This window comes from Pseudomonas sp. SAS7 (genome assembly GCF_052112345.1).
Lineage (GTDB): Bacteria > Pseudomonadota > Gammaproteobacteria > Pseudomonadales > Pseudomonadaceae > Aquipseudomonas > Aquipseudomonas putida_Q.
Genome location: NZ_JBEGGO010000002.1, coordinates 477722 through 497789, shown reverse-complemented (window position 1 = coordinate 497789; position 20068 = coordinate 477722). Strand labels below are relative to the sequence as shown.

Below are 20068 nucleotides of genomic sequence, written 5' to 3'. Positions count from 1 at the left end.
CCGCGAAAGGGCCGCAAAGCGGCCCCAGCTATTTCAGCCCCGATGCACCGATCCTGTGCCCGATGCACCTCTGGAAGGCACAAATCCCCTCAAAACCCGGCCAAATCCCCCTCAAAGCCCAACATTCACGGGCTTTGCAAAATTGGCACGCCCCCTGCAATAGCTAATACATACCCAGTTTCGGGGGCCCTGGTACAGGCAGGCCGGGTGAACCCCTCTTTTATTCGCAGCACCGCCCGTTTTGGGGACCTCGGTACAGGCAGGCCGGGTCATCCCCCCTTTATACGCAGTAACCCCTTTTGGGGACCCTGGTACAGGCAGGCCGGGACATCCCCTCTTTTATTCGTGCAGTGTCACCTGCACCCGCCAACGCCCATCGTCCTCTGCACCGGCCCACTCGCCGTGCAGGGGACGCGCGGCAATCACCGTCAGCAGCAACCCTTCGTCACTCTTCTGCACCCGCCAGCTGACCGGTTTGCCTTGCAGGCTCAATTGCCCTTGCTGGGCCTTACCCTGAGCCTGGAACAGCAGCGCAACCGTGCCTTCCACATTCTCGCCATGCAGCTTGGGCTCTTCGTTGAACCACAGCGTCAGGCCATCCTGCACCACCTCCACCTGTTGCAACTCACGCTCGTCGGGCGCGGTCAGGCGGCCGATCATCAGCCCTACCATCAGACCGACAATCGCCAGTGACAGCATTACCCGTGGGAAGGCCTTCGAACGCACGTCCGGTTCAGGGGTAGAATGCCCGTCATCTTCACGCTTGGAGCCGTGCATGTTTCACGTCATCCTTTTTCAACCAGAAATTCCGCCGAATACCGGCAACATCATTCGTCTGTGCGCCAACAGCGGCTGCGACCTGCACCTGATCGAACCCATCAGCTTCGAACTGGATGACAAGCGCCTGCGTCGCGCGGGGCTGGATTACCATGAGTATGCCACGCTCAAGCGCCACGAGAGCCTGGCCGGATGCCTGGCAAGCCTGGGTAATCCACGGCTGTTCGCCTTTACCACCAAGGGCTCGCACCCGTTCCATGAAGTGGTCTATCAGCCGGGCGACGCCTTCCTGTTCGGGCCAGAGAGCCGCGGGTTGCCGGCCGAGGTGCTGGACAGCCTGCCGGCCGAACAACGCCTGCGCCTGCCGATGCGGCCGGGGTGCCGTAGCCTGAACCTGTCCAATACCGTGGCGGTGACGGTGTATGAGGCCTGGCGGCAGAACGGGTTTGCCGGTAGCTGATGCATTGGCAGGGCCGGCCTCTTCGCGGGGCAAGCCCGCTCCCACAAGGGTTTGGCGTACACAGTTCAATGTGGGAGCGGGCTTGCCCCGCGAAGAGGCCGGAACAGGCAACAAAAAAGCGCCCCGAGAGGCGCTTTCTTGATACCGGCAGTGATTACTGAACGGTCGGCACTTCGCCGGCTTCCTGCATGCGCTGCATTTCTTGCGCGTACAGGGCGTCGAAGTTGACCGGCGACAGCATCAGGGCCGGGAACGAACCGCGGGTCACCAGGCTGTCCAGGGTCTCACGGGCGTACGGGAACAGGATGTTCGGGCAGAACGCACCCAGGGTGTGGCTCATCGAAGCCGCATCCAGGTTGGCGATCAGGAAGATACCGGCCTGCTGCACTTCAGCAATGAAAGCCACTTCGTCACCGTTCTTGACGGTTACCGACAGGGTCAGCACCACTTCGTGGAAGTCACCTTCCAGGGCTTTCTGCTTGGTGTTCAGGTCCAGCGCAACGCTCGGCTCCCAGGTCTGGCGGAAGATCTGCGGGCTTTTTGGGGCCTCGAACGACAGGTCGCGCACATAGATGCGCTGCAGGGAGAACTGAGGGCTGTTGTCTTCTGCAGCAGCGCCGTTGGTCTGTTGGTCAGTCATGGCAGGTCCTTATCCTAATGTTTTTGAATGCAGTGCAAATCAGGCCGCCAGCAGCGCGTCGAGCTTGCCGGCGCGCTCCAGGGCATAGAGGTCATCGCATCCACCGACATGGGTGCTGCCGATCCAGATCTGCGGCACCGACGTACGGCCAGCCTTCTGGCTCATCTCGGCACGAACCTGCGGCTTGCCGTCGACCTTGATTTCTTCGAAGGCCACGCCCTTGCTCTCGAGCAGGTACTTGGCGCGCATGCAGTAGGGGCAGTAGTCGCTGGAATAGACGATGACGGGCTTCATATCACTTCACCAGGGGCAGGTTATCGGCTTTCCAGCTGGAAACGCCACCGCTCAGTTTGGCGGCGGTGTAACCAGCCTTGAGCAGTTCGCGGCAGTGGGTGCCGGACTGCTGGCCCATTGCGTCGACGACGATCAGGGTCTTCTCTTTGTGCTTGTCCAGCTCGCTCATGCGGGCGGCCAGCTTGTCCTGCGGAATGTTGATCGCACCGACGATGTGGCCGGCGGCGTATTCCTTGGCAGTACGGATGTCGAGGACCAGGCCCTTGTCGGCATTGACCAGGGCGGTCAGTTGGCCATTGCTCAGGCTCTGGCCGCCACGGCGGATTTCATTGAGCAGCAGCAGTACCAGCAGAACAACGAAGATCGCAACCAGGATGTAGTGATCTGTCGCGAATTGAATCAGGTGAGCAACCATCAGCGGTGTTCCAGGCGATTGAAAATGCCGGCCAGTATACACAGCCCCCCAGTACCACCAAAGCCCGACGGGCCGGCCGCAAAGGTACCTTCATGTTGCCGCATTGGCCGCGCTGGTCAGGGAACAGGACGAATATTCGCCGCAGGTGGCGTATTTGCCCTAAAATGCGTGTCTTTATCATCTTTGAACAACCGTGAGTTTGATTGATGACGAGCACGCCCAAACCCCTGGTCCTGATTATCCTGGATGGCTTCGGCCACAGCGAAATCCCCGAACACAACGCTATCTTTGCCGCCAATACGCCGGTCTATGATCGCCTGCGCGCCACCCAGCCGCATGGCCTCATCTCCGGCTCGGGCATGGATGTCGGCCTGCCGGACGGGCAGATGGGCAACTCCGAAGTCGGTCACATGAACCTGGGGGCCGGCCGCGTCGTCTACCAGGACTTCACCCGCGTCACCAAAGCCATCCGCGATGGCGAGTTCTTCGAGAACCCGGTGCTCACCGCTGCCGTGGACAAGGCCGCCAGTGCCGGCAAGGCCGTGCACATCCTCGGCCTGCTGTCCGATGGTGGCGTGCACAGCCACCAGGACCACCTGGTGGCCATGGCCGAACTGGCTGCGCAGCGCGGTGCAGAAAAAATCTACCTGCACGCCTTCCTCGACGGCCGCGACACCCCGCCACGCAGCGCACAGTCGTCCATCGAACTGCTCGACGGCACTTTCGCCAAGCTGGGCAAGGGCCGCATCGCCACCCTGATCGGCCGCTACTTTGCCATGGACCGCGACAACCGCTGGGACCGTGTCAGTGCCGCCTACAACCTGATCGTCGACAGCGCCGCCGAGTACACCGCCGACACCGCCCAGGCCGGCCTGGAAGCGGCCTACGCCCGTGACGAGAGCGACGAGTTCGTCAAGGCCACGCGCATTGGTGAAGCGGTCAAGGTCGAAGATGGCGATGCCGTGATCTTCATGAACTTCCGCGCCGACCGCGCCCGCGAGCTGTCGCGTGCGTTCGTCGAAGCCGACTTCAACGAGTTCCCGCGTGCCCGCCTGCCAAAACTGGCGGCCTACATCGGCCTGACCCAGTACTCGGCCAAGATCCCGGCCCCCGCAGCCTTTGCACCGTCCAGCCTGAACAATGTGCTGGGCGAGTACCTGGCCAAGAACGGCAAGACCCAGCTGCGCATCGCCGAGACCGAGAAGTACGCCCACGTTACCTTCTTCTTCTCGGGCGGGCGTGAAGAGCCGTTCGAAGGCGAAGAACGCATCCTGATCCCGTCGCCGAAGGTTGCCACCTACGACCTGCAGCCGGAAATGAACGCACCAGAAGTGACCGACCGCATTGTCGAAGCCATCGAGCAGCAGCGTTACGACGTGATCGTGGTCAACTACGCCAACGGCGACATGGTTGGCCACACGGGCGTGTTCGAGGCGGCGGTCAAGGCAGTCGAAGCGCTGGATACCTGTGTAGGGCGCATTGTCGAAGCGCTGGAAAAGGTAGACGGCGAAGCGCTGATTACCGCCGACCACGGCAACGTCGAGCAGATGGAAGACGAATGCACCGGCCAGGCGCACACCGCGCACACCACCGAGCCGGTGCCGTTCATTTATGTGGGCAAGCGCAACGTCAAGGTCCGCGATGGCGGCGTGCTGGCCGACGTGGCGCCGACCATGCTGAAGCTGCTGGGGCTGGAAAAGCCGGTGGAAATGACCGGTACGTCGATTCTGGTCGACGCCTGATTCGGTGTATTGGGGCCGCTTCGCGACCCTTCGCGGGCACGCCCGCTCCCACAGAACCGGCTGCACTCGCTGCTTTTGTGGGAGCGGGCATGCCCGCGAAGGGCCGCGAAGCGGCCCCGATTGCACATGAATTCCAGACCAACGCCCCCCTGCTCCCGCAGTGAGGCGTTTTTTTTGCCTGCCCGGGCGGGCATACTAGGCCAGTCTCCATCCTTGGTACGCCAAACCCCATGCTTCGCGCCCTGATCCTACTCGCCCTGTCTTGCCTGCTCAGCCCGGCCTTCGCCGATGAGCGTGCGCAGACCCAGCAGCAACTGGACGCCACCCGCCAGGACATTGCCGAGCTCAAGAAGACGCTGGGCAAGCTCCAGGAAGAAAAGGCCGGTGTGCAAAAGGACCTCAAAGCCACCGAGACCGACATCGGCGATCTCGAAAAACAGGTGGAGGCTCTACAGCAAGAGCTAAAAAAGACCGAGGGCGATCTGGAGCGCCTTGAAACCGAGAAAAAAAAACTCCAGAGCGCCCGCGTTGAACAACAGCGACTGATCGCCATTCAGGCCCGTTCGGCCTACCAGAACAACGGCCGCGAGGAATACCTCAAGCTGCTGCTCAACCAGCAGAACCCCGAGAAGTTCGCGCGCACCCTCACCTACTACGATTACCTGAGCAAGGCGCGCCTGGAGCAATTGCGCACCTTCAACGAGACCTTGCGCCAGTTGGCCAACGTCGAGCAGGACATTGCGGGCCAGCAGCAACAGTTGCTGGCCCAGCGCGCCGACCTCGACAGCCGCCGCCAGGCCCTGGAAACCGAGCGAGGCAAGCGCCAGCAGGTGCTGGCCAAGCTAAATGGCGACATGAAGGATCGCGACCAGAAGTTGCAGGCCCGCGAGCAGGACCAGGCCGACCTGGCCAAAGTCCTCAAGACCATCGAGGAAACCCTGGCCCGACAGGCCCGCGAAGCGGAAGAAGCCCGCAAGAAAGCCTTGCTGGCCCAGCAGGAAGCGGAAAAACGCCGCCAGCAGGAAGCCCTGGCCGCCGCCGCCGCCCGCAAGCAGGCCCAGGAGCCCGTGGAACCACCGAAAAAGGCCCGCACCACCCTCGGCCCAATGGTTTCCACCGACGGCGCAAGCTACGGCGGCGCATTTTCTTCAGCGCGGGGAAAACTTCCATGGCCCGTGAACGGTCGATTGCTGGCACGCTTCGGTGATGCCCGCGGCAGCGACGCCCGTGCCAAGTGGGACGGGGTGATGATCAGCGCCAACCCGGGCACCCAGGTACGTGCGGTGCACGGCGGGCGCGTGGTGTTTGCCGACTGGTTGCGCGGCGCCGGGCTTCTGGTCATTCTCGACCATGGCAACGGTTACCTGAGCCTGTACGGCCACAACCAGAGCCTGCTCAAGAGCGCCGGTGATATCGTCAAGGCCGGTGAAGCCATTTCCACCGTTGGCGACAGCGGTGGCCAGGACGCGGCAGGCTTGTACTTCGCCATCCGCCAGCAGGGTCGGCCTACCGACCCTTCGCAGTGGTGCCGGGGCTAGTCAAATTTCTACGGCGTAGCCTGAATGCTGCGCCGATGCTCCCCAGGGAGCGCTTACAGGATCAGGAGTTCGTTCGACATGCTGCACTCGCCTCGTCTCACCCAGCTGGCCCTGTCCATCGCCCTGGCGGTCGGCGCGCCCCTGGCCACCGCCGCAGAGCCGGCCAAGGCCGCCGCAGTGCCAGCCACCGAGGTGACCGCCAAGGCGCCGCTGCCGCTGGAAGAGCTGCGCACCTTCGCCGAGGTCATGGACCGCATCAAGGCTGCCTACGTCGAACCGGTGGATGACAAGACCCTGCTGGAAAACGCCATCAAGGGCATGCTCAGCAACCTCGACCCGCACTCCGCCTACCTCGGCCCCGAGGACTTCCAGGAGCTGCAGGAAAGCACCAGCGGCGAGTTCGGCGGGCTGGGCATCGAAGTGGGCCAGGAAGACGGGTTCATCAAGGTGGTCTCGCCCATCGACGACACCCCGGCTTCGCGTGCCGGTGTGCAGGCGGGCGACCTGATCGTCAAGATCAATGGCGCCCCGACCCGTGGCCAGACCATGACCGAAGCGGTCGACAAGATGCGCGGCAAGATCGGCGAGAAGATCACCCTGACCCTGGTGCGCGACGGCGGCAATCCGTTCGACGTGACCCTGGCCCGCGCGGTCATCCAGGTCAAGAGCGTGAAGAGCCAGTTGCTGGAGAACGACTACGGCTACATCCGCATCACCCAGTTCCAGGTCAAGACCGGCGACGAAGTGGGCAAGGCGCTGGCCAAGTTGCGCAAGGACAACGGCAAGAAGTTGCGCGGCGTAGTGCTGGACCTGCGCAACAACCCGGGCGGCGTATTGCAGTCGGCAGTGGAAGTGGCCGACCACTTCCTGACCAAGGGCCTGATCGTCTACACCAAGGGCCGCATCGCCAACTCCGAACTGCGCTTCTCGGCCGACCCGGCCGACGCCAGCGAAGGCGTGCCACTGGTGGTGCTGATCAACGGCGGCAGTGCCTCGGCCTCCGAGATCGTCGCCGGTGCCCTGCAGGACCAGAAGCGCGCCGTGCTGATGGGTACCGACAGCTTCGGCAAAGGCTCGGTGCAAACCGTGCTGCCGCTGGCCAACGACCGCGCCCTGAAACTCACCACCGCGCTGTACTACACCCCCAACGGCCGCTCGATCCAGGCCCAGGGCATCGTCCCGGACATCGAAGTGCGCCCGGCCAAGCTCACCGCCGAAGTCGACACCGAAAACTTCAAGGAAGCCGACCTGCAGGGGCACTTGGGCAACGGCAACGGCGGCGCCGACCGCCCGACCGGCAGCAGCAAGCGCAAGGAACGCCCGCAGGACGATGACTTCCAGCTGAGCCAGGCCCTGAGCCTGCTCAAAGGGCTGAACATCACCTCGGGCAAATGATCCACACGATGCGTTACCTGCTGTGTCTGTTGTTCTGCCTGTTGGCCGGGGTCGCGCAAGCGGCGCCGGCCGGCAAGGCCTACATGAGCATCATCATCGACGACCTGGGCCAAAGCCCCGACCGTGACAGCCGAACCCTGGCCCTGCCTGGGCCGGTGACCATGGCGATCATGCCCGACACCCCGCATGCCAGCGACTTCGCCCGCCAGGCCCACAAGGCCGGCAAGACGGTGATCCTGCACATGCCCATGGACCCGGCCACCGGGCCCTATGCCTGGCACCCGGACATCGCCATCGAGGAACTGGCCCGCCGCCTGGAGGCGGCCTTGGCGAAGGTGCCCTACGCGGCCGGCATCAACAACCACATGGGCAGCCGCATGACGGCGCAGCGCGAACCCATGGCCTGGTTGATGGGTGAACTGCAGCAACGCCACCTGTTCTTCGTCGACAGCCGCACCAGCGCCGCCACCGTGGCCGCAGCCGAGGCCCAGCGCATCGGCCTGGCCCACGTTTCGCGGGATGTGTTCCTCGACGATGTGCGCACTACCGAGGCGATCACCGGGCAGTTGCAGCAAGGCATCACCCTGGCGCGCAAGCAAGGGTCTGCAGTATTGATCGGGCATCCTTACCCACAAACCCTCGAAGTGCTGGAACGGGCACTGCCGCAGCTCAAGGCCCAGGGCATCGAACTGATCAGGCTCAGCCAGATGATCGCCGTGCGCAGCAACCAGGCGATGCCTGGGCATGGCAAGAATGGCCGCTACACCAATCGCTGATTTCAGCACCTCCGCGCTCTTTGTAGGAGCGGCCTCGTGTCGCGAAAGGGCTGCGAAGCAGCCCCGGCAATGTCTGCATCAATGCTGAAACCTTTGGGCCGCTGCGCGCCCCTTTCGCGACACAAGGCCGCTCCTACAATCGGCCGCGCAACCTTCAAGGTATAAAAAAACCCCGCTCAGTGAGCGGGGTTTTGTTTGCATCAACTGCAATCAGCTGTACACACGCCCCAGCAACTGGCGGTGGCTTTCGAACTGATCCAGCACATCACGCACGATCTGCTCCGGCGCAAAGCCCATCAGGTCATACTCCTGGCTGCCGTCGTGCAGGTACACCTCGGCGCGGTAGTAGCGCTGACGCACTTCCGGTTCGCCTTCAACCGGCGCCTCGCTCGGCGCGGCCATGTAGCCGTCCAGGCTCACTTCGTAAACGAACGGGTTACCCTCGTCCATCATCACCCGCAGGCCCATCATGTTGCGCGACTGGCCAACGCGGGTTTCCACCTCGAAGCCCAGGGTCTGCAACTGCGCGGCCGCTTCTTTCAGCGCCGGGCTGACCTGCTTGTCCATGAAGCGCTGCACCACAGCCTGGGTCGGCTGCAGCTCCAGCTGGGTCAGGCGCTCGCTGAAACCGCGACGGCCACGGGCGGCCAGCTCGGCGCGTTCGCTTTCTACTGCAACGTCCTGCTTCATTGCCTTGTACAGGCCGAACATGAACAGCACCAGCACCACCGAGAACGGCAGGCCCGCCAGCACGACCATGGTCTGCATGGCTTCGAAGTTGCCGGCAAACAGCAGGCCGATGGTGACCAGGGTGATGACCACCGACCAGAACACCACCATCCAGTGCGGGGCGTCTTCATCGACCTTGCCGCCTTTGCACGACAGGTTGGCCATCATCACCGCACCGGAGTCGGCCGGGGTAAGGAACAGCACAAAGCCGACAAATACCGCCACACCAATCACGATCTTCGCCGCCGGGAAGTATTCCAGCAGCTGGTAGATCGACATTGACGGCTGTTCCAGCGCGGTCTTGCCCAGCTCCACCGCCCCCTGGTTGATCACCAGGTCCAGTGCGGTGTTGCCGAAGATCGACAGCCAGGCCAAGGTGAAGCCTAGCGGGATCAACAGTACGCCGCTGACCAGTTGGCGCACGGTACGGCCCTTGGAGATACGGGCAATGAACATGCCGACGAACGGGCCCCAGGAGATCCACCAGGCCCAGTAGAACACGGTCCACAGGCCCAGCCAGCGCTCGGACTTGCCGGCTTCGCCTTCGTACACGTACAGGTCGAAGGTTTTCAGCACGATGCCGTTGAGGTAGTCGCCAACGTTCTGCACAAAACCGTTGAACAGGTGCAGGGTGTTGCCCGCCAGCAGCACGAACAGCAGCAGGCCGCTGAACAGCAGGATGTTCAGGTTGGACAGCCGGCGAATGCCGTTTTCCACGCCCGATACCGCCGCTACGGTAGCCACGCCGGCCATGACCAGGATCACCACCAGCAGGTTGGTCTGGCTGTGCTCCATGCCGAACAGGTATTCAAGCCCCGAGGACACCTGCATCGAGCCGATCCCCAGGTTGGTCACCAGGCCCAGCAGGGTCACGAACATGCCGAAGATGTCCACCGCGTTGCCGGCAGCACCCTTGACCCAACGCTCACCCACCAGCGGGTACAGCGCCGAGCGCAGTGCCAGCGGCTGGTTGTGACGGTAGGCAAAGTAACCCACGGCCAGGCCGACCAGGGCGTAGATCGCCCAGCCATGCAGGCCCCAGTGCAGGAAGGTCAGCTGCAGGCCCTGGCGCGCAGCTTCGAGGCTGGCCGGGGTACCTTCTGGTGGGTTGAAGTAGTGGTCCAGCGGCTCGGAAGCGCCGAAGTACAGCAGCGAAATGCCGATGCCGGAAGAGAACAGCATGCCGGCCCAGGCGCCGTAGCTGAAGTCAGGCTGGTCGTCCTTGCCACCCAGCTTGAGCTTGCCGTAATCGGAGAAGGCCAGGTAGACGACGAACAGCAGGTAACCACAGATCACCAGCATGTAGTACCAGCCAAAGGTACGCGTCAGCCATTTCTGGGCCACGCCCAGCACCTGGCCGGCAGTATCGGGTACAGCGATCAGCAAGGCAGTCAGAACAAGGATCATCAGCGCGGAGGTGAAGAACACTACGCGGTTGACCCGTACCCTCTCGGCGGGGGGCTTGGTAAGTGAGGCAGAACTCATTGCACGAATGCTCCGGGCAGTACGGCTTTGTGGAGGCTAATCATTCTTTCCCGAGCAATTGGTGGAATATCCCCACTGCGTCAGGTGTTATAAAAGCACCCTGGAAACCGTGATCCCGAATCGATACGTTGCAAAAAAACAGACAGGTGGCCTGCAGAAAATGCCCACGCATCCGCAGAGGTGCGCGCATTCGTCACAGATCACCCCGCCCGCTCCAAGGGCCTGTCGCAGGGCACGTGGCCGTACGGCAGAATCTGCATTTCGCATCGCTCATGCCCGTCAACGCCTTGTATTCCGGGGGTTACACGATTTCCTGGGGTGTCAATCCGTGCCTTCTCGACCGCCTGAAAAACTGTCAATGGCACAAATTGTCGCAGAGCTTATTCTTTATTGATTGAACGTTCAATCAAAACAAAATAGACTGGCCTTCGCCGAGTCAGCCGCCCGTCGTCTGCTCGCAGGCCTGAGGAGATAGCAAGATGCCCAAGGTCGGTATGCAACCCATCCGCCGCCAGCAGTTGATCGAAGCCACGTTGCAGGCGGTCGATCAGGTCGGTCTGGGGGACGCCAGCATTGCGCTGATTGCCCGTTTGGCCGGTGTGTCGAACGGCATCATCAGTCACTACTTTCGGGACAAGAACGGCCTGATAGCAGCGACGATGGGTTACATCATGAGCATGCTCAACGAAGGCGTCAGAGCACGCCGTCAGGCCCTGACGGACGACAGCCCGCGCGCTCACCTGAAAGTGATCATCGAGGGCAACTTCGATGCCAGCCAGGTGAACGGCCCGGCAATGAAAACCTGGTTGGCCTTCTGGGCTTCCAGCATGCACCAGCCCGATTTGCACAGGTTGCAGCGGATCAACGACCACCGCTTGTATTCCAACCTGTGCTGCCAGTTCCGCCGCGCCCTGCCGCTCTACCATGCGCGTAAGGCAGCCCGCGGCCTGGCAGCCCTGATCGACGGCCTGTGGCTGCGTGGCGCCCTGTCGGGTGATGCATTCGACACCGACCAGGCGATACGGATTGCTTACGAATACATGGATCTACAACTGGCTAAACAGCACACCCTGGGCACAAACGACCAGGCCGCTGAACCAGCACGCACGGCCCTTGCCAACCCAGCAGGAGCGTGACGCGCAAGCCAAACCACACACTGCACTTGCGAGGACACTATGGCCCGTTTCGGAACGCAAAAACTCTACATTGATGGCGCTTACGTCGACGCTGGCAGCGATGCCACTTTCGAAGCCATCAACCCGGCTACCGGCGAAGTCCTCGCCCACGTGCAACGTGCCACCGAGGCTGACGTCGAGAAAGCTGTCGAAAGCGCCGAGCGTGGCCAGAAAGTCTGGGCTGCGATGACCGCCATGCAGCGTTCGCGCATCCTGCGCCGCGCCGTTGACATCCTGCGCGAGCGCAACGATGAGCTGGCCCAGCTGGAAACCCTGGACACCGGCAAGTCATACTCCGAAACCCGCTATGTCGACATCGTCACCGGCGCCGACGTGCTGGAATACTATGCAGGCCTGGTACCGGCCATCGAAGGCGAGCAGATCCCGCTGCGCGAATCGTCCTTCGTCTACACCCGCCGCGAGCCGCTGGGCGTGACCGTGGGTATCGGCGCCTGGAACTACCCGATCCAGATCGCCCTGTGGAAATCCGCCCCGGCCCTGGCCGCCGGCAACGCGATGATCTTCAAGCCGTCGGAAGTCACCTCGCTGACCACCCTGAAACTGGCCGAGATCTACACCGAAGCCGGCCTGCCAAATGGCGTGTTCAACGTGCTGACCGGCAGCGGCCGCGAAGTCGGCACCTGGCTGACCGAGCACCCGCGCATCGAAAAAGTCTCCTTCACCGGCGGCACCACCACCGGCAAGAAAGTCATGGCCAGCGCCTCCAGCTCCTCGCTGAAGGAAGTCACCATGGAACTGGGCGGCAAGTCGCCACTGATCATCTGCGCCGACGCCGACCTGGACAAGGCCGCCGACATCGCCATGATGGCCAACTTCTACAGCTCGGGCCAGGTGTGCACCAACGGCACCCGCGTGTTCATCCCGGCTGAAATGAAAGCTGCTTTCGAAGCCAAGATCGCCGAGCGTGTTGCCCGCATCCGCGTTGGCAACCCGGAAGACGAAAACACCAACTTCGGCCCGCTGGTCAGCTTCGCCCACATGGAAAACGTGCTGGGCTACATCGCCAAGGGTAAAGAAGAAGGTGCCCGCGTACTGTGCGGCGGCGAGCGTCTGACCGAAGGTGACTTCGCCAAGGGCGCCTTCGTGGCCCCGACCGTGTTCACCGACTGCACCGACGACATGACCATCGTCAAGGAAGAGATCTTCGGCCCGGTCATGAGCATCCTGTCCTACGAGACCGAAGAAGAAGTGATCCGTCGTGCCAACGACACCGAGTACGGCCTGGCCGCCGGTGTGTGCACCAACGACATCACCCGCGCCCACCGCATCATCCACAAGCTGGAAGCCGGCATCTGCTGGATCAACGCCTGGGGTGAATCGCCGGCCGAAATGCCGGTCGGTGGCTACAAGCAGTCGGGCGTCGGCCGTGAGAACGGCGTCAGCTCGCTGGCTCAATACACTCGCATCAAGTCGGTCCAGGTCGAGCTGGGCGGCTACAACTCGGTTTTCTAAGCCCTGTCTAGCCACGCCCGTGCCGCTGTGCACGGGCGTTCCCGCTCCCTGATCACCGCCAACACGAGGGTACTTTCATGTCCCAAGAATTCGATTACATCATCGTCGGTGCCGGTTCGGCCGGTAACACCCTGGCCACCCGCCTGACCGAAGACGCCGGCGTCACCGTACTGCTGCTGGAAGCCGGTGGCCCCGACTACCGCTTCGACTTCCGCACCCAGATGCCAGCCGCCCTGGCCTTCCCGCTGCAAGGCCGCCGCTACAACTGGGCGTACGAGACCGACCCGGAGCCGCACATGGACGGCCGCCGCATGGAATGTGGCCGTGGCAAGGGCCTGGGTGGCTCGTCGCTGATCAACGGCATGTGCTACATCCGCGGCAACGCCATGGACTTCGACGGCTGGGCAGAGCTGCCAGGCCTGGAAGACTGGACCTACCTGGATTGCCTGCCGTACTTCCGTAAAGCCGAAACCCGTGACATCGGCCCGAACGATTACCACGGTGGTGAAGGCCCGGTCAGCGTTGCCACGCCAAAGGCCGGCAACAACCCGCTGTTCCACGCCATGGTCGAGGCCGGCGTGCAGGCTGGTTACCCGCGCACCGAAGACCTCAACGGCTACCAGCAGGAAGGCTTCGGCCCGATGGACCGTTCGGTCACCAAGAACGGCCGCCGCTCCAGCACCGCCCGTGGCTACCTGGACCAGGCCAAGAAGCGCCCGAACCTGACCATCGTCACCCACGCCCTGAGCGACCGCGTACTGTTCGACGGCAAGCGCGCCGTTGGCGTGACCTACCTGGTCGGCGACAGCGAAGAGCGTGTTGAAGCCCGTGCCCGCAAGGAAGTGATCGTCAGCTCCGGCGCCATCGCTTCGCCGCAGCTGCTGCAGCGCTCCGGCGTCGGCCCGCGTCACCTGCTGGAAAGCCTCGACATCCCGGTTGTACACGACCTGCCGGGTGTTGGTGAAAACCTGCAGGACCACCTGGAGTTGTACCTGCAGTACGCCTGCACCCAGCCGGTATCGCTGTACCCATCGCTGCTGTGGTGGAACCAGCCGGCCATCGGTGCCGAGTGGCTGTTCAACGGCACCGGCATCGGCGCCAGCAACCAGTTCGAGGCTGGCGGTTTCATCCGTACCCGCCCTGAATTCAAGTGGCCGAACATTCAGTACCACTTCCTGCCGGTGGCCATTAACTACAACGGCTCCAACGGCGTGAAGGAACACGGCTTCCAGGCGCACATGGGTTCCATGCGCTCGCCTGCCCGTGGTCGCATCCAGGCCAAGTCGAAAAACCCGCGCCAGCACCCGAGCATCCTGTTCAACTACATGTCCACCGAGCAGGACTGGCAGGAATTCCGTGACGGAATCCGCCTGACCCGCGAAATCATGGCCCAGCCAGCGCTGGACCCGTACCGTGGCCGCGAGATCAGCCCGGGCGCCGACGTGCAAACCGACGAGCAGCTGGACAAGTTCATCCGCGAGCACGCCGAAACCGCCTTCCACCCGTCCTGCTCGTGCAAGATGGGCACCGACGACATGGCAGTGGTTGACGGCGAAGGCCGCGTGCATGGCATGAAAGGCCTGCGTGTGGTCGATGCCTCGATCATGCCGCTGATCATCACCGGCAACCTCAACGCCACCACGATCATGATTGCCGAGAAGATCTCGGACAAGATCCGTGGCCGCAAGCCGCTGCCGCGCAGCACTGCCAAGTACTATGTGGCAGGTGATGCGCCGGTGAAAGGCAAGCCGATGCGTGAAGTGAAGCAGGCCTGATAAAACCCCGGGGCCGCTGTGCGGCCCATTCGCAGCACAAGGCTGCTCCTACAGGAATGCGCATTCCCCTGTAGGAGCAGCCTTGCGCTGCGAAGAGGCCCGCCCAGGCAACACAGGAAAAGGCACCCACCGCGGTGCCTTTTCTACATCTGCAGAAACGCTTTACATGCTGCCAATTCATCAGGTTAGAATCGATTGGCACGCGACCTGCTAGCAGCATGCTATCTAGTCCTATTTCCCCGCGCTGTCCCGGAGTACCTGCCTTTGGATGCAAGCACCATCAACAGCCTGTTCTTGATCGGCGCATTGCTGGTGGGCGCAAGTATCCTGGTCAGTTCCCTGTCATCGCGCCTGGGCATCCCTATTCTGGTCATCATCCTCGCCGTCGGCATGGTCGCCGGTGTCGATGGTGGCGGTATCATCTTCAACAACTACCCGACCGCCTACCTGGTGGGCAACCTGGCACTGGCTGTGATCCTGCTGGACGGTGGCCTGCGCACGCGGGTAGCAAGCTTCCGCGTGGCGCTGTGGCCGGCGCTGTCGCTGGCCACGGTCGGGGTGATGATCACCACCGCCCTCACCGGCCTGGTTGCAGCCTGGCTGTTCAACCTGAGCCTGATCCAGGGCCTGCTGATCGGCGCCATCGTCGGCTCCACCGACGCCGCTGCGGTGTTCTCGCTGCTGGGCGGCAAAGGCTTGAACGAGCGGGTTACCGCCACCCTCGAGATCGAGTCGGGCAGCAACGACCCAATGGCGGTGTTCCTCACGGTCACCCTGATCGACATGATCGCCAGCGGCCAGACCGGCCTGCACTGGGGCCTGCTGGGCCACCTGTTGCGCGAATTCGGCATTGGCGGGCTGCTGGGCCTGGGTGGCGGCTGGGTGATGCTGCAGCTGGTCAACCGCATCAACCTGGCCGGTGGCCTGTACCCGATCCTCGTGGTAGCCGGCGGCCTGGTGGTGTTTTCGCTGACCAACGCCCTGCACGGTAGCGGCTTCCTCGCCGTGTACCTGTGCGGCCTGGTGCTGGGCAACAAGCCCATCCGCAGCCGCCACGGCATCCTGCACATGCTCGACGGCATGGCCTGGCTGGCCCAGATCGGCATGTTCCTGGTGCTGGGGCTGCTGGTCACGCCCCACGACTTGCTGCCCATCGCCTTGCCCGCGCTAGGCCTGGCATTGTGGATGATTCTGGTGGCGCGGCCGCTGTCGGTGGTCGCTGCATTGCTGCCGTTCAAGGCCTTCCATGGCCGTGAAAAGGGCTTTATCTCCTGGGTAGGCCTGCGCGGCGCGGTACCGATCATTCTGGCGGTGTTCCCGCTGATGGCCGGCCTGCCGGACGCCCAGCTGTTCTTCAACCTGGCGTTCTTCATCGTGCTGGTGTCACTGCTGGTGCAAGGCACCAGCCTGCCGTGGATGGCCAAACTGCTGAAAGTGACCGTGCCGCCAGACCCGGCGCCGATCTCCCGCTCAGCCCTGGAAGTGCACATCACCAGCGAGTGGGAAATGTTCGTGTATCGCCTGGGCGCCGAAAAATGGTGCATCGGTGCCGCCCTGCGCGAGCTGAAAATGCCCGAAGGCACGCGGATTGCCGCCCTGTTCCGTGGCGAGCAACTGCTGCACCCGTCCGGCAGTACCGTGTTGGAAGTGGGCGACATGCTTTGCGTGATCGGCCACGAGCATAACCTGCCGGCGCTGGGCAAGCTGTTCAGCCAGGCACCACAGCGTGGCCTGGACCTGCGGTTCTTTGGCGACTTCGTGCTCGAAGGCGATGCCGAACTGGGTGCGGTGGCAGCACTTTACGGCCTGAAACTCGATGGCCTGGACGCGAAAATGCCGCTGGCGCAGTTCATCCGACAGAAGGTCGGAGGCGCTCCAGTAGTAGGTGACCAGGTCGATTGGCATGGCACGATCTGGACCGTGGCAACCATGGACGGGAACAAGATCCAGAAAGTGGGCGTCAGATTCCCCGAAGGAACGCGACCCGGACCAGGATTGTTCCTCTAAACTTCGTTTCTGCCGGATCCACAAGTAGTCTGCCTATGTCCCTGCGCGTGTACCTTCGCACAGCCCTTCTCGGGCTGTGCCTGTCCCTTTCCTTTGCGGCCACCGCAGCAGAGGCCCCGACCACCGCCAGCATCCAGAACAGCCTCGACAAGATCGCCGAGCGCAAACTGCCCGAGGCTGACCAGAAGGCCCTGCAGCAAGTGCTCGAACAGACGTTGAGCCTGCTTGCCAGCAAGGAAGACAACGAAAGGAAGCTCGCCGCGCTCAAGCAGCAGCTGACCAGTGCGCCCAAGGAAACCAGTGACAGCCAGAAGGAACTGGCCAGGCTCAAGGAAAGCAAGGCGCAGCCTGTCGCTCAACGCTACGCCGCCCTCAGCGTGCCACAGCTCGAGCAAATGCTCAGCGAACGCAACACCCAGCAGGGCGAGTTGCAGAAGGCGCTGTCTGAAGCCAACAGCCTGATCATCAATTCGCAAACCCGCCCGGAACGCGCCCAGGCCGAAATCAGCAATAGCCAGGCCCGCGCCCAGCAGATCAACAACATCCTTAAAACCGGCAAGGACGGCGGCAAGTCGATCAACGCCGACCAGCGCAACCAGTTCAATGCCGAACTCGCCTCGCTCAACGCGCTGACCCTGTTGCGCCGCCAGGAACTGGCCGGCAACAGCCTGCTGCAAGACCTGGGCAATGCTCGTCATGATTTGCTGATCGAGCGCGCCGCGCGCCTGGAGCAGGAAATCCAGGACCTGCAGACCCTGATCAACGGCAAGCGCCTGGCCCAGTCCCAGGAAGCGGTCACCCAGCAGTCGATCGAGGCCCAGAAGGCCGGTGGCAGCAGCCTGCTGGCCACCGAAAGCGCGATCAACCTCAAGCTCTCAGACTACCTGCTGAAAAGCACCGACCGCCTCAACGAGCTGACCCAGCAGAACCTGCGGACCAAGCAGCAGCTGGACAGCCTGACCCAGGCCGATCAGGCGCTGGACGAACAGATCAACGTGCTCAAGGGCAGCCTGCTGCTGTCGAAGATCCTCTACAAGCAGAAGCAGACCCTGCCGCACCTGAAAGTCGACCGCGACCTGGCCGACCAGATCGCCGACACCCGCCTGTACCAGTTCGAGGTCAACCAGCAACGCGAACAGATGAGCAGCCCGGTCACCTACGTCGACAAGCTGCTGGCCGCCCAGGCGCAGGAAGACGTGAACCCGCAGCTGCGCAAGGCCTTGCTGGACGTGGCGATTACCCGCAGTGACCTGCTGGAGCGGCTGAACCGCGAACTGTCGGCACTGCTCAACGAATCGATCACCTTGCAGCTGAACCAGAAGCAACTGCTGGGCACTGCACAGAACCTGCGGACCACCCTAGACGAGCAGATGTTCTGGATTCCCAGCAACAAGCCGCTGGACTGGGACTGGCTGAGCTATGTACCCGAGCGCCTGGCCGACCAGATCGCCAACCTGCCGTGGGGCTCGGGCCTGAAAGAGCTGGCCGACGGCCTGAGCCAGCGCCCGCTGCTGTTCCTGCCGCTGTTGCTGGTGATCGGCGCGCTGTTGTGGCGGCGCAAGTACCTGTATCAACGGCTGGGCAAGGTGCACCAGGACATCGGCCACTTCCGCCGTGACAGCCAGTGGCACACGCCCCAGGCGATCCTTATCAACATCCTCCTGGCGATGCCGGTCAGCCTTGGCCTGGCGCTGTGCAGCTACGCCCTGCAGATCGACGCCCGCGGGCAAAACGCCAACCTGGGCGCCGCCCTCTGGCAACTGGCCCAGGCCTGGCTGGTGTTCTACACCGCCTACCGCATCCTGGCCCCCGGTGGCGTGGCCGAAATCCACTTCCGCTGGCACAAGCCGCAGGTCGAGTTCCTGCGTGGCTGGGTACGCCGCCTGGGCACCGTGGTGCTGGCGCTGGTCGGCGTGGTGGCGGTGGCCGAGCACCAGCCTTCGGCGCTGGCCGACGACGTGCTGGGTATCGGCGTGGTGCTGACCTGCTACGCACTGATGGCCTGGCTGCTCAGCCGCCTGCTGCTAAGCAGCCCCGCGCACCGCGACACCTCGCTGTTCCGCAGGGCCGTGGGCGTAGCGTTCACTGCACTGCCCATCGCCCTGTTCGTCGCCGTGTGCTTCGGCTACTACTACACCGCGCTGAAGCTCACCGACCGGCTGATCTACACCCTGTACCTGCTGCTGTTCTGGCTGGTGATCGAGGCCGCCTTCGTGCGTGGCCTTTCGGTGGCGGCACGGCGCCTGGCCTACCAGCGCGCACTCAGCAAACGGGCAGCGGCCAAGGAAGGGCTGGATGGCGAAGTCATCACCGAAGAGCCGACGCTGGACATCGAGCAGGTCAACCAGCAGTCGCTGCGCCTGATCCGCCTGGCCCTGCTCGGCGGCTTCATCGCCGGCCTGTACTGGGTGTGGGCAGACCTGATCTCGGTGTTCGCCTACCTCAACAATTTCGTCCTGTACGAATACACCAGCGGCACCGGGGCCGCCGCCAGCATGGTGCCGATCAGCCTTGGCGACCTGCTGGGTGCGCTGGTGATCGTCGGCATCACCTTCGCCCTGGCCGGCAACTTGCCGGGCCTGCTGGAAGTGCTGGTGCTGTCACGCCTGAACCTGGCCCAAGGCAGCGCCTACGCCACCACCACGCTGCTGTCGTACACCATTGTCGGCATCGGTATCGTCAGTACCCTGTCGACCCTGGGGGTAAGCTGGGACAAGCTGCAATGGCTGGTGGCCGCGTTGTCGGTGGGCCTGGGCTTCGGCATGCAGGAAATCTTCGCCAACTTCATCTCCGGCATCATGATCCTGTTCGAGCGCCCGGTACGGATTGGCGACACCATCACCATCGGCAACCTGTCCGGCACGGTGAGCAAGATTCGCATCCGTGCCACCACCATCACCGACTTCGACCGCAAGGACATCATCGTCCCCAACAAGACTTTCATCACCGGCCAGCTGATCAACTGGTCGCTGACCGACACGGTCACCCGGGTAACGCTGAAGCTGGGCATCGACTACGGCTCGGACCTGGACCTGGTACGGGACCTGCTGCTCAAGGGCGCACACGAAAACCCGCGCGTGCTCAAGGACCCGGAGCCGATCGTGTACTTCCTCAACTTTGGTGAAAGCTCGCTGGACCACGAGTTGCGCATGCACGTGCGCGACTTGGGCGACCGCAACCCGACGCTGGACGAGATCAACCGCTACATCAACCGCGAGTTCAAGGCCCACAACATCAAGATCTCGGTACGCCAGGTCGAGGTGTTCCTGATGGACCAGAAGGGCGGCAAGCAGCAGCTGATTCCGCTGGAGCAACCTAAACCGGATGGCACTGCACAGGCCTGAGTGGGCTCGAATGCTTTATTCTGTGCTGAATCTCAGGAGCAGC

At 63.0% G+C, this 20068-nt stretch carries 15 protein-coding genes; 10 read left to right on the top strand and 5 right to left on the bottom strand.

Translation table 11 applies throughout. The features are described 5' to 3' along the window. Positions 1–339: 339 nt before the first annotated feature. Positions 340–777, bottom strand: coding sequence for a hypothetical protein (locus tag ABI582_RS05860; RefSeq protein ID WP_338745491.1), 438 nt, complete (start codon positions 775–777; stop codon positions 340–342). Here ABI582_RS05860 and trmL point away from each other — a divergent pair. Continuing rightward, positions 776–1237 (top strand): tRNA (uridine(34)/cytosine(34)/5-carboxymethylaminomethyluridine(34)-2'-O)-methyltransferase TrmL, encoded by a 462-nt coding sequence (gene trmL / locus ABI582_RS05855; protein ID WP_442118615.1) that lies wholly within the window; start codon positions 776–778, stop codon positions 1235–1237. The two genes, ABI582_RS05860 and trmL, sit on opposite strands and share 2 nt — an antisense overlap. Positions 1238–1391: 154 nt before the next feature. Here the strand turns inward: trmL and secB are convergent, their stop codons facing one another. The 3 genes from secB to ABI582_RS05840 are packed head-to-tail and all read right to left on the bottom strand — an operon-like array spanning position 1392 to position 2586. Beyond that, positions 1392–1877, bottom strand: coding sequence for a protein-export chaperone SecB (secB, locus tag ABI582_RS05850; protein WP_016489596.1), 486 nt, complete (start codon positions 1875–1877; stop codon positions 1392–1394). Between the two features lie 39 nt (positions 1878–1916). Beyond that, complete coding sequence (grxC, locus tag ABI582_RS05845) at positions 1917–2171, bottom strand: glutaredoxin 3 (protein WP_003249204.1); 255 nt, start codon at positions 2169–2171, stop codon at positions 1917–1919. 1 nt (position 2172) lies between these two features. Then, positions 2173–2586 carry a rhodanese-like domain-containing protein gene (locus ABI582_RS05840; protein WP_284353155.1) on the bottom strand — a complete coding sequence of 138 codons (414 nt, stop codon included), beginning with the start codon at positions 2584–2586 and terminating at the stop codon, positions 2173–2175. A 206-nt stretch (positions 2587–2792) separates the two neighbouring features. On the opposite strand from ABI582_RS05840, the gene gpmI reads away from it, so the two are divergent. From gpmI to ABI582_RS05820, 4 genes are all read left to right on the top strand, one after another. Next, on the top strand, positions 2793–4328 hold the full coding sequence (gene gpmI / locus ABI582_RS05835) for a 2,3-bisphosphoglycerate-independent phosphoglycerate mutase (RefSeq protein WP_442118614.1): 1536 nt from the start codon (positions 2793–2795) through the stop codon (positions 4326–4328). Positions 4329–4558: 230 nt separating this feature from the next. Next, a complete protein-coding gene (locus ABI582_RS05830) occupies positions 4559–5866 on the top strand; it encodes a murein hydrolase activator EnvC family protein (RefSeq protein WP_442118613.1) in 1308 nt (435 codons plus the stop codon). 78 nt (positions 5867–5944) lie between these two features. Next, positions 5945–7261 carry a S41 family peptidase gene (locus ABI582_RS05825; protein WP_016502020.1) on the top strand — a complete coding sequence of 439 codons (1317 nt, stop codon included), beginning with the start codon at positions 5945–5947 and terminating at the stop codon, positions 7259–7261. An 8-nt stretch (positions 7262–7269) separates the two neighbouring features. Next, a complete protein-coding gene (locus tag ABI582_RS05820) occupies positions 7270–8037 on the top strand; it encodes a divergent polysaccharide deacetylase family protein (RefSeq protein ID WP_442118612.1) in 768 nt (255 codons plus the stop codon). A 210-nt stretch (positions 8038–8247) separates the two neighbouring features. On the opposite strand, the gene ABI582_RS05815 is transcribed toward ABI582_RS05820, so the two are convergent. Further along, positions 8248–10194 (bottom strand): BCCT family transporter, encoded by a 1947-nt coding sequence (locus ABI582_RS05815; protein WP_229609090.1) that lies wholly within the window; start codon positions 10192–10194, stop codon positions 8248–8250. Between the two features lie 536 nt (positions 10195–10730). Between ABI582_RS05815 and betI the strand changes: the two genes are divergently transcribed. From betI to mscK, 5 genes are all read left to right on the top strand, one after another. After that, positions 10731–11387 (top strand): transcriptional regulator BetI, encoded by a 657-nt coding sequence (gene betI / locus ABI582_RS05810; protein ID WP_019473137.1) that lies wholly within the window; start codon positions 10731–10733, stop codon positions 11385–11387. A gap of 39 nt (positions 11388–11426) precedes the next feature. After that, positions 11427–12899 (top strand): betaine-aldehyde dehydrogenase, encoded by a 1473-nt coding sequence (gene betB, locus ABI582_RS05805; RefSeq protein ID WP_016502024.1) that lies wholly within the window; start codon positions 11427–11429, stop codon positions 12897–12899. Between the two features lie 77 nt (positions 12900–12976). Beyond that, the gene (betA, locus tag ABI582_RS05800) at positions 12977–14674 is read left to right on the top strand and encodes a choline dehydrogenase (protein ID WP_442118611.1); all 1698 of its coding nucleotides are present in this window, start codon (positions 12977–12979) and stop codon (positions 14672–14674) included. Positions 14675–14938: 264 nt separating this feature from the next. Then, positions 14939–16681, top strand: coding sequence for a potassium/proton antiporter (locus ABI582_RS05795; RefSeq protein ID WP_019473139.1), 1743 nt, complete (start codon positions 14939–14941; stop codon positions 16679–16681). 35 nt (positions 16682–16716) lie between these two features. After that, positions 16717–20025, top strand: a complete 3309-nt coding sequence (mscK, locus tag ABI582_RS05790; RefSeq protein ID WP_442118610.1) for a mechanosensitive channel MscK — start codon at positions 16717–16719, stop codon at positions 20023–20025. Positions 20026–20068: the final 43 nt, after the last annotated feature.

Excerpts from the sequence above, each read along its gene's own strand:
- ABI582_RS05830 (WP_442118613.1), top strand. The coding sequence starts at position 4,559 with ATGCTTCGCGCCCTGATCCTACTCGCCCTGTCTTGCCTGCTCAGCCCG.
- trmL (WP_442118615.1), top strand. The coding sequence starts at position 776 with ATGTTTCACGTCATCCTTTTTCAACCAGAAATTCCGCCGAATACCGGC.
- ABI582_RS05825 (WP_016502020.1), top strand. The coding sequence starts at position 5,945 with ATGCTGCACTCGCCTCGTCTCACCCAGCTGGCCCTGTCCATCGCCCTG.
- ABI582_RS05820 (WP_442118612.1), top strand. The coding sequence starts at position 7,270 with ATGCGTTACCTGCTGTGTCTGTTGTTCTGCCTGTTGGCCGGGGTCGCG.
- ABI582_RS05860 (WP_338745491.1), bottom strand. The coding sequence starts at position 777 with ATGCACGGCTCCAAGCGTGAAGATGACGGGCATTCTACCCCTGAACCG.
- gpmI (WP_442118614.1), top strand. The coding sequence starts at position 2,793 with ATGACGAGCACGCCCAAACCCCTGGTCCTGATTATCCTGGATGGCTTC.
- betB (WP_016502024.1), top strand. The coding sequence starts at position 11,427 with ATGGCCCGTTTCGGAACGCAAAAACTCTACATTGATGGCGCTTACGTC.
- betI (WP_019473137.1), top strand. The coding sequence starts at position 10,731 with ATGCCCAAGGTCGGTATGCAACCCATCCGCCGCCAGCAGTTGATCGAA.
- mscK (WP_442118610.1), top strand. The coding sequence starts at position 16,717 with ATGTCCCTGCGCGTGTACCTTCGCACAGCCCTTCTCGGGCTGTGCCTG.
- secB (WP_016489596.1), bottom strand. The coding sequence starts at position 1,877 with ATGACTGACCAACAGACCAACGGCGCTGCTGCAGAAGACAACAGCCCT.
- ABI582_RS05840 (WP_284353155.1), bottom strand. The coding sequence starts at position 2,586 with ATGGTTGCTCACCTGATTCAATTCGCGACAGATCACTACATCCTGGTT.
- grxC (WP_003249204.1), bottom strand. The coding sequence starts at position 2,171 with ATGAAGCCCGTCATCGTCTATTCCAGCGACTACTGCCCCTACTGCATG.
- betA (WP_442118611.1), top strand. The coding sequence starts at position 12,977 with ATGTCCCAAGAATTCGATTACATCATCGTCGGTGCCGGTTCGGCCGGT.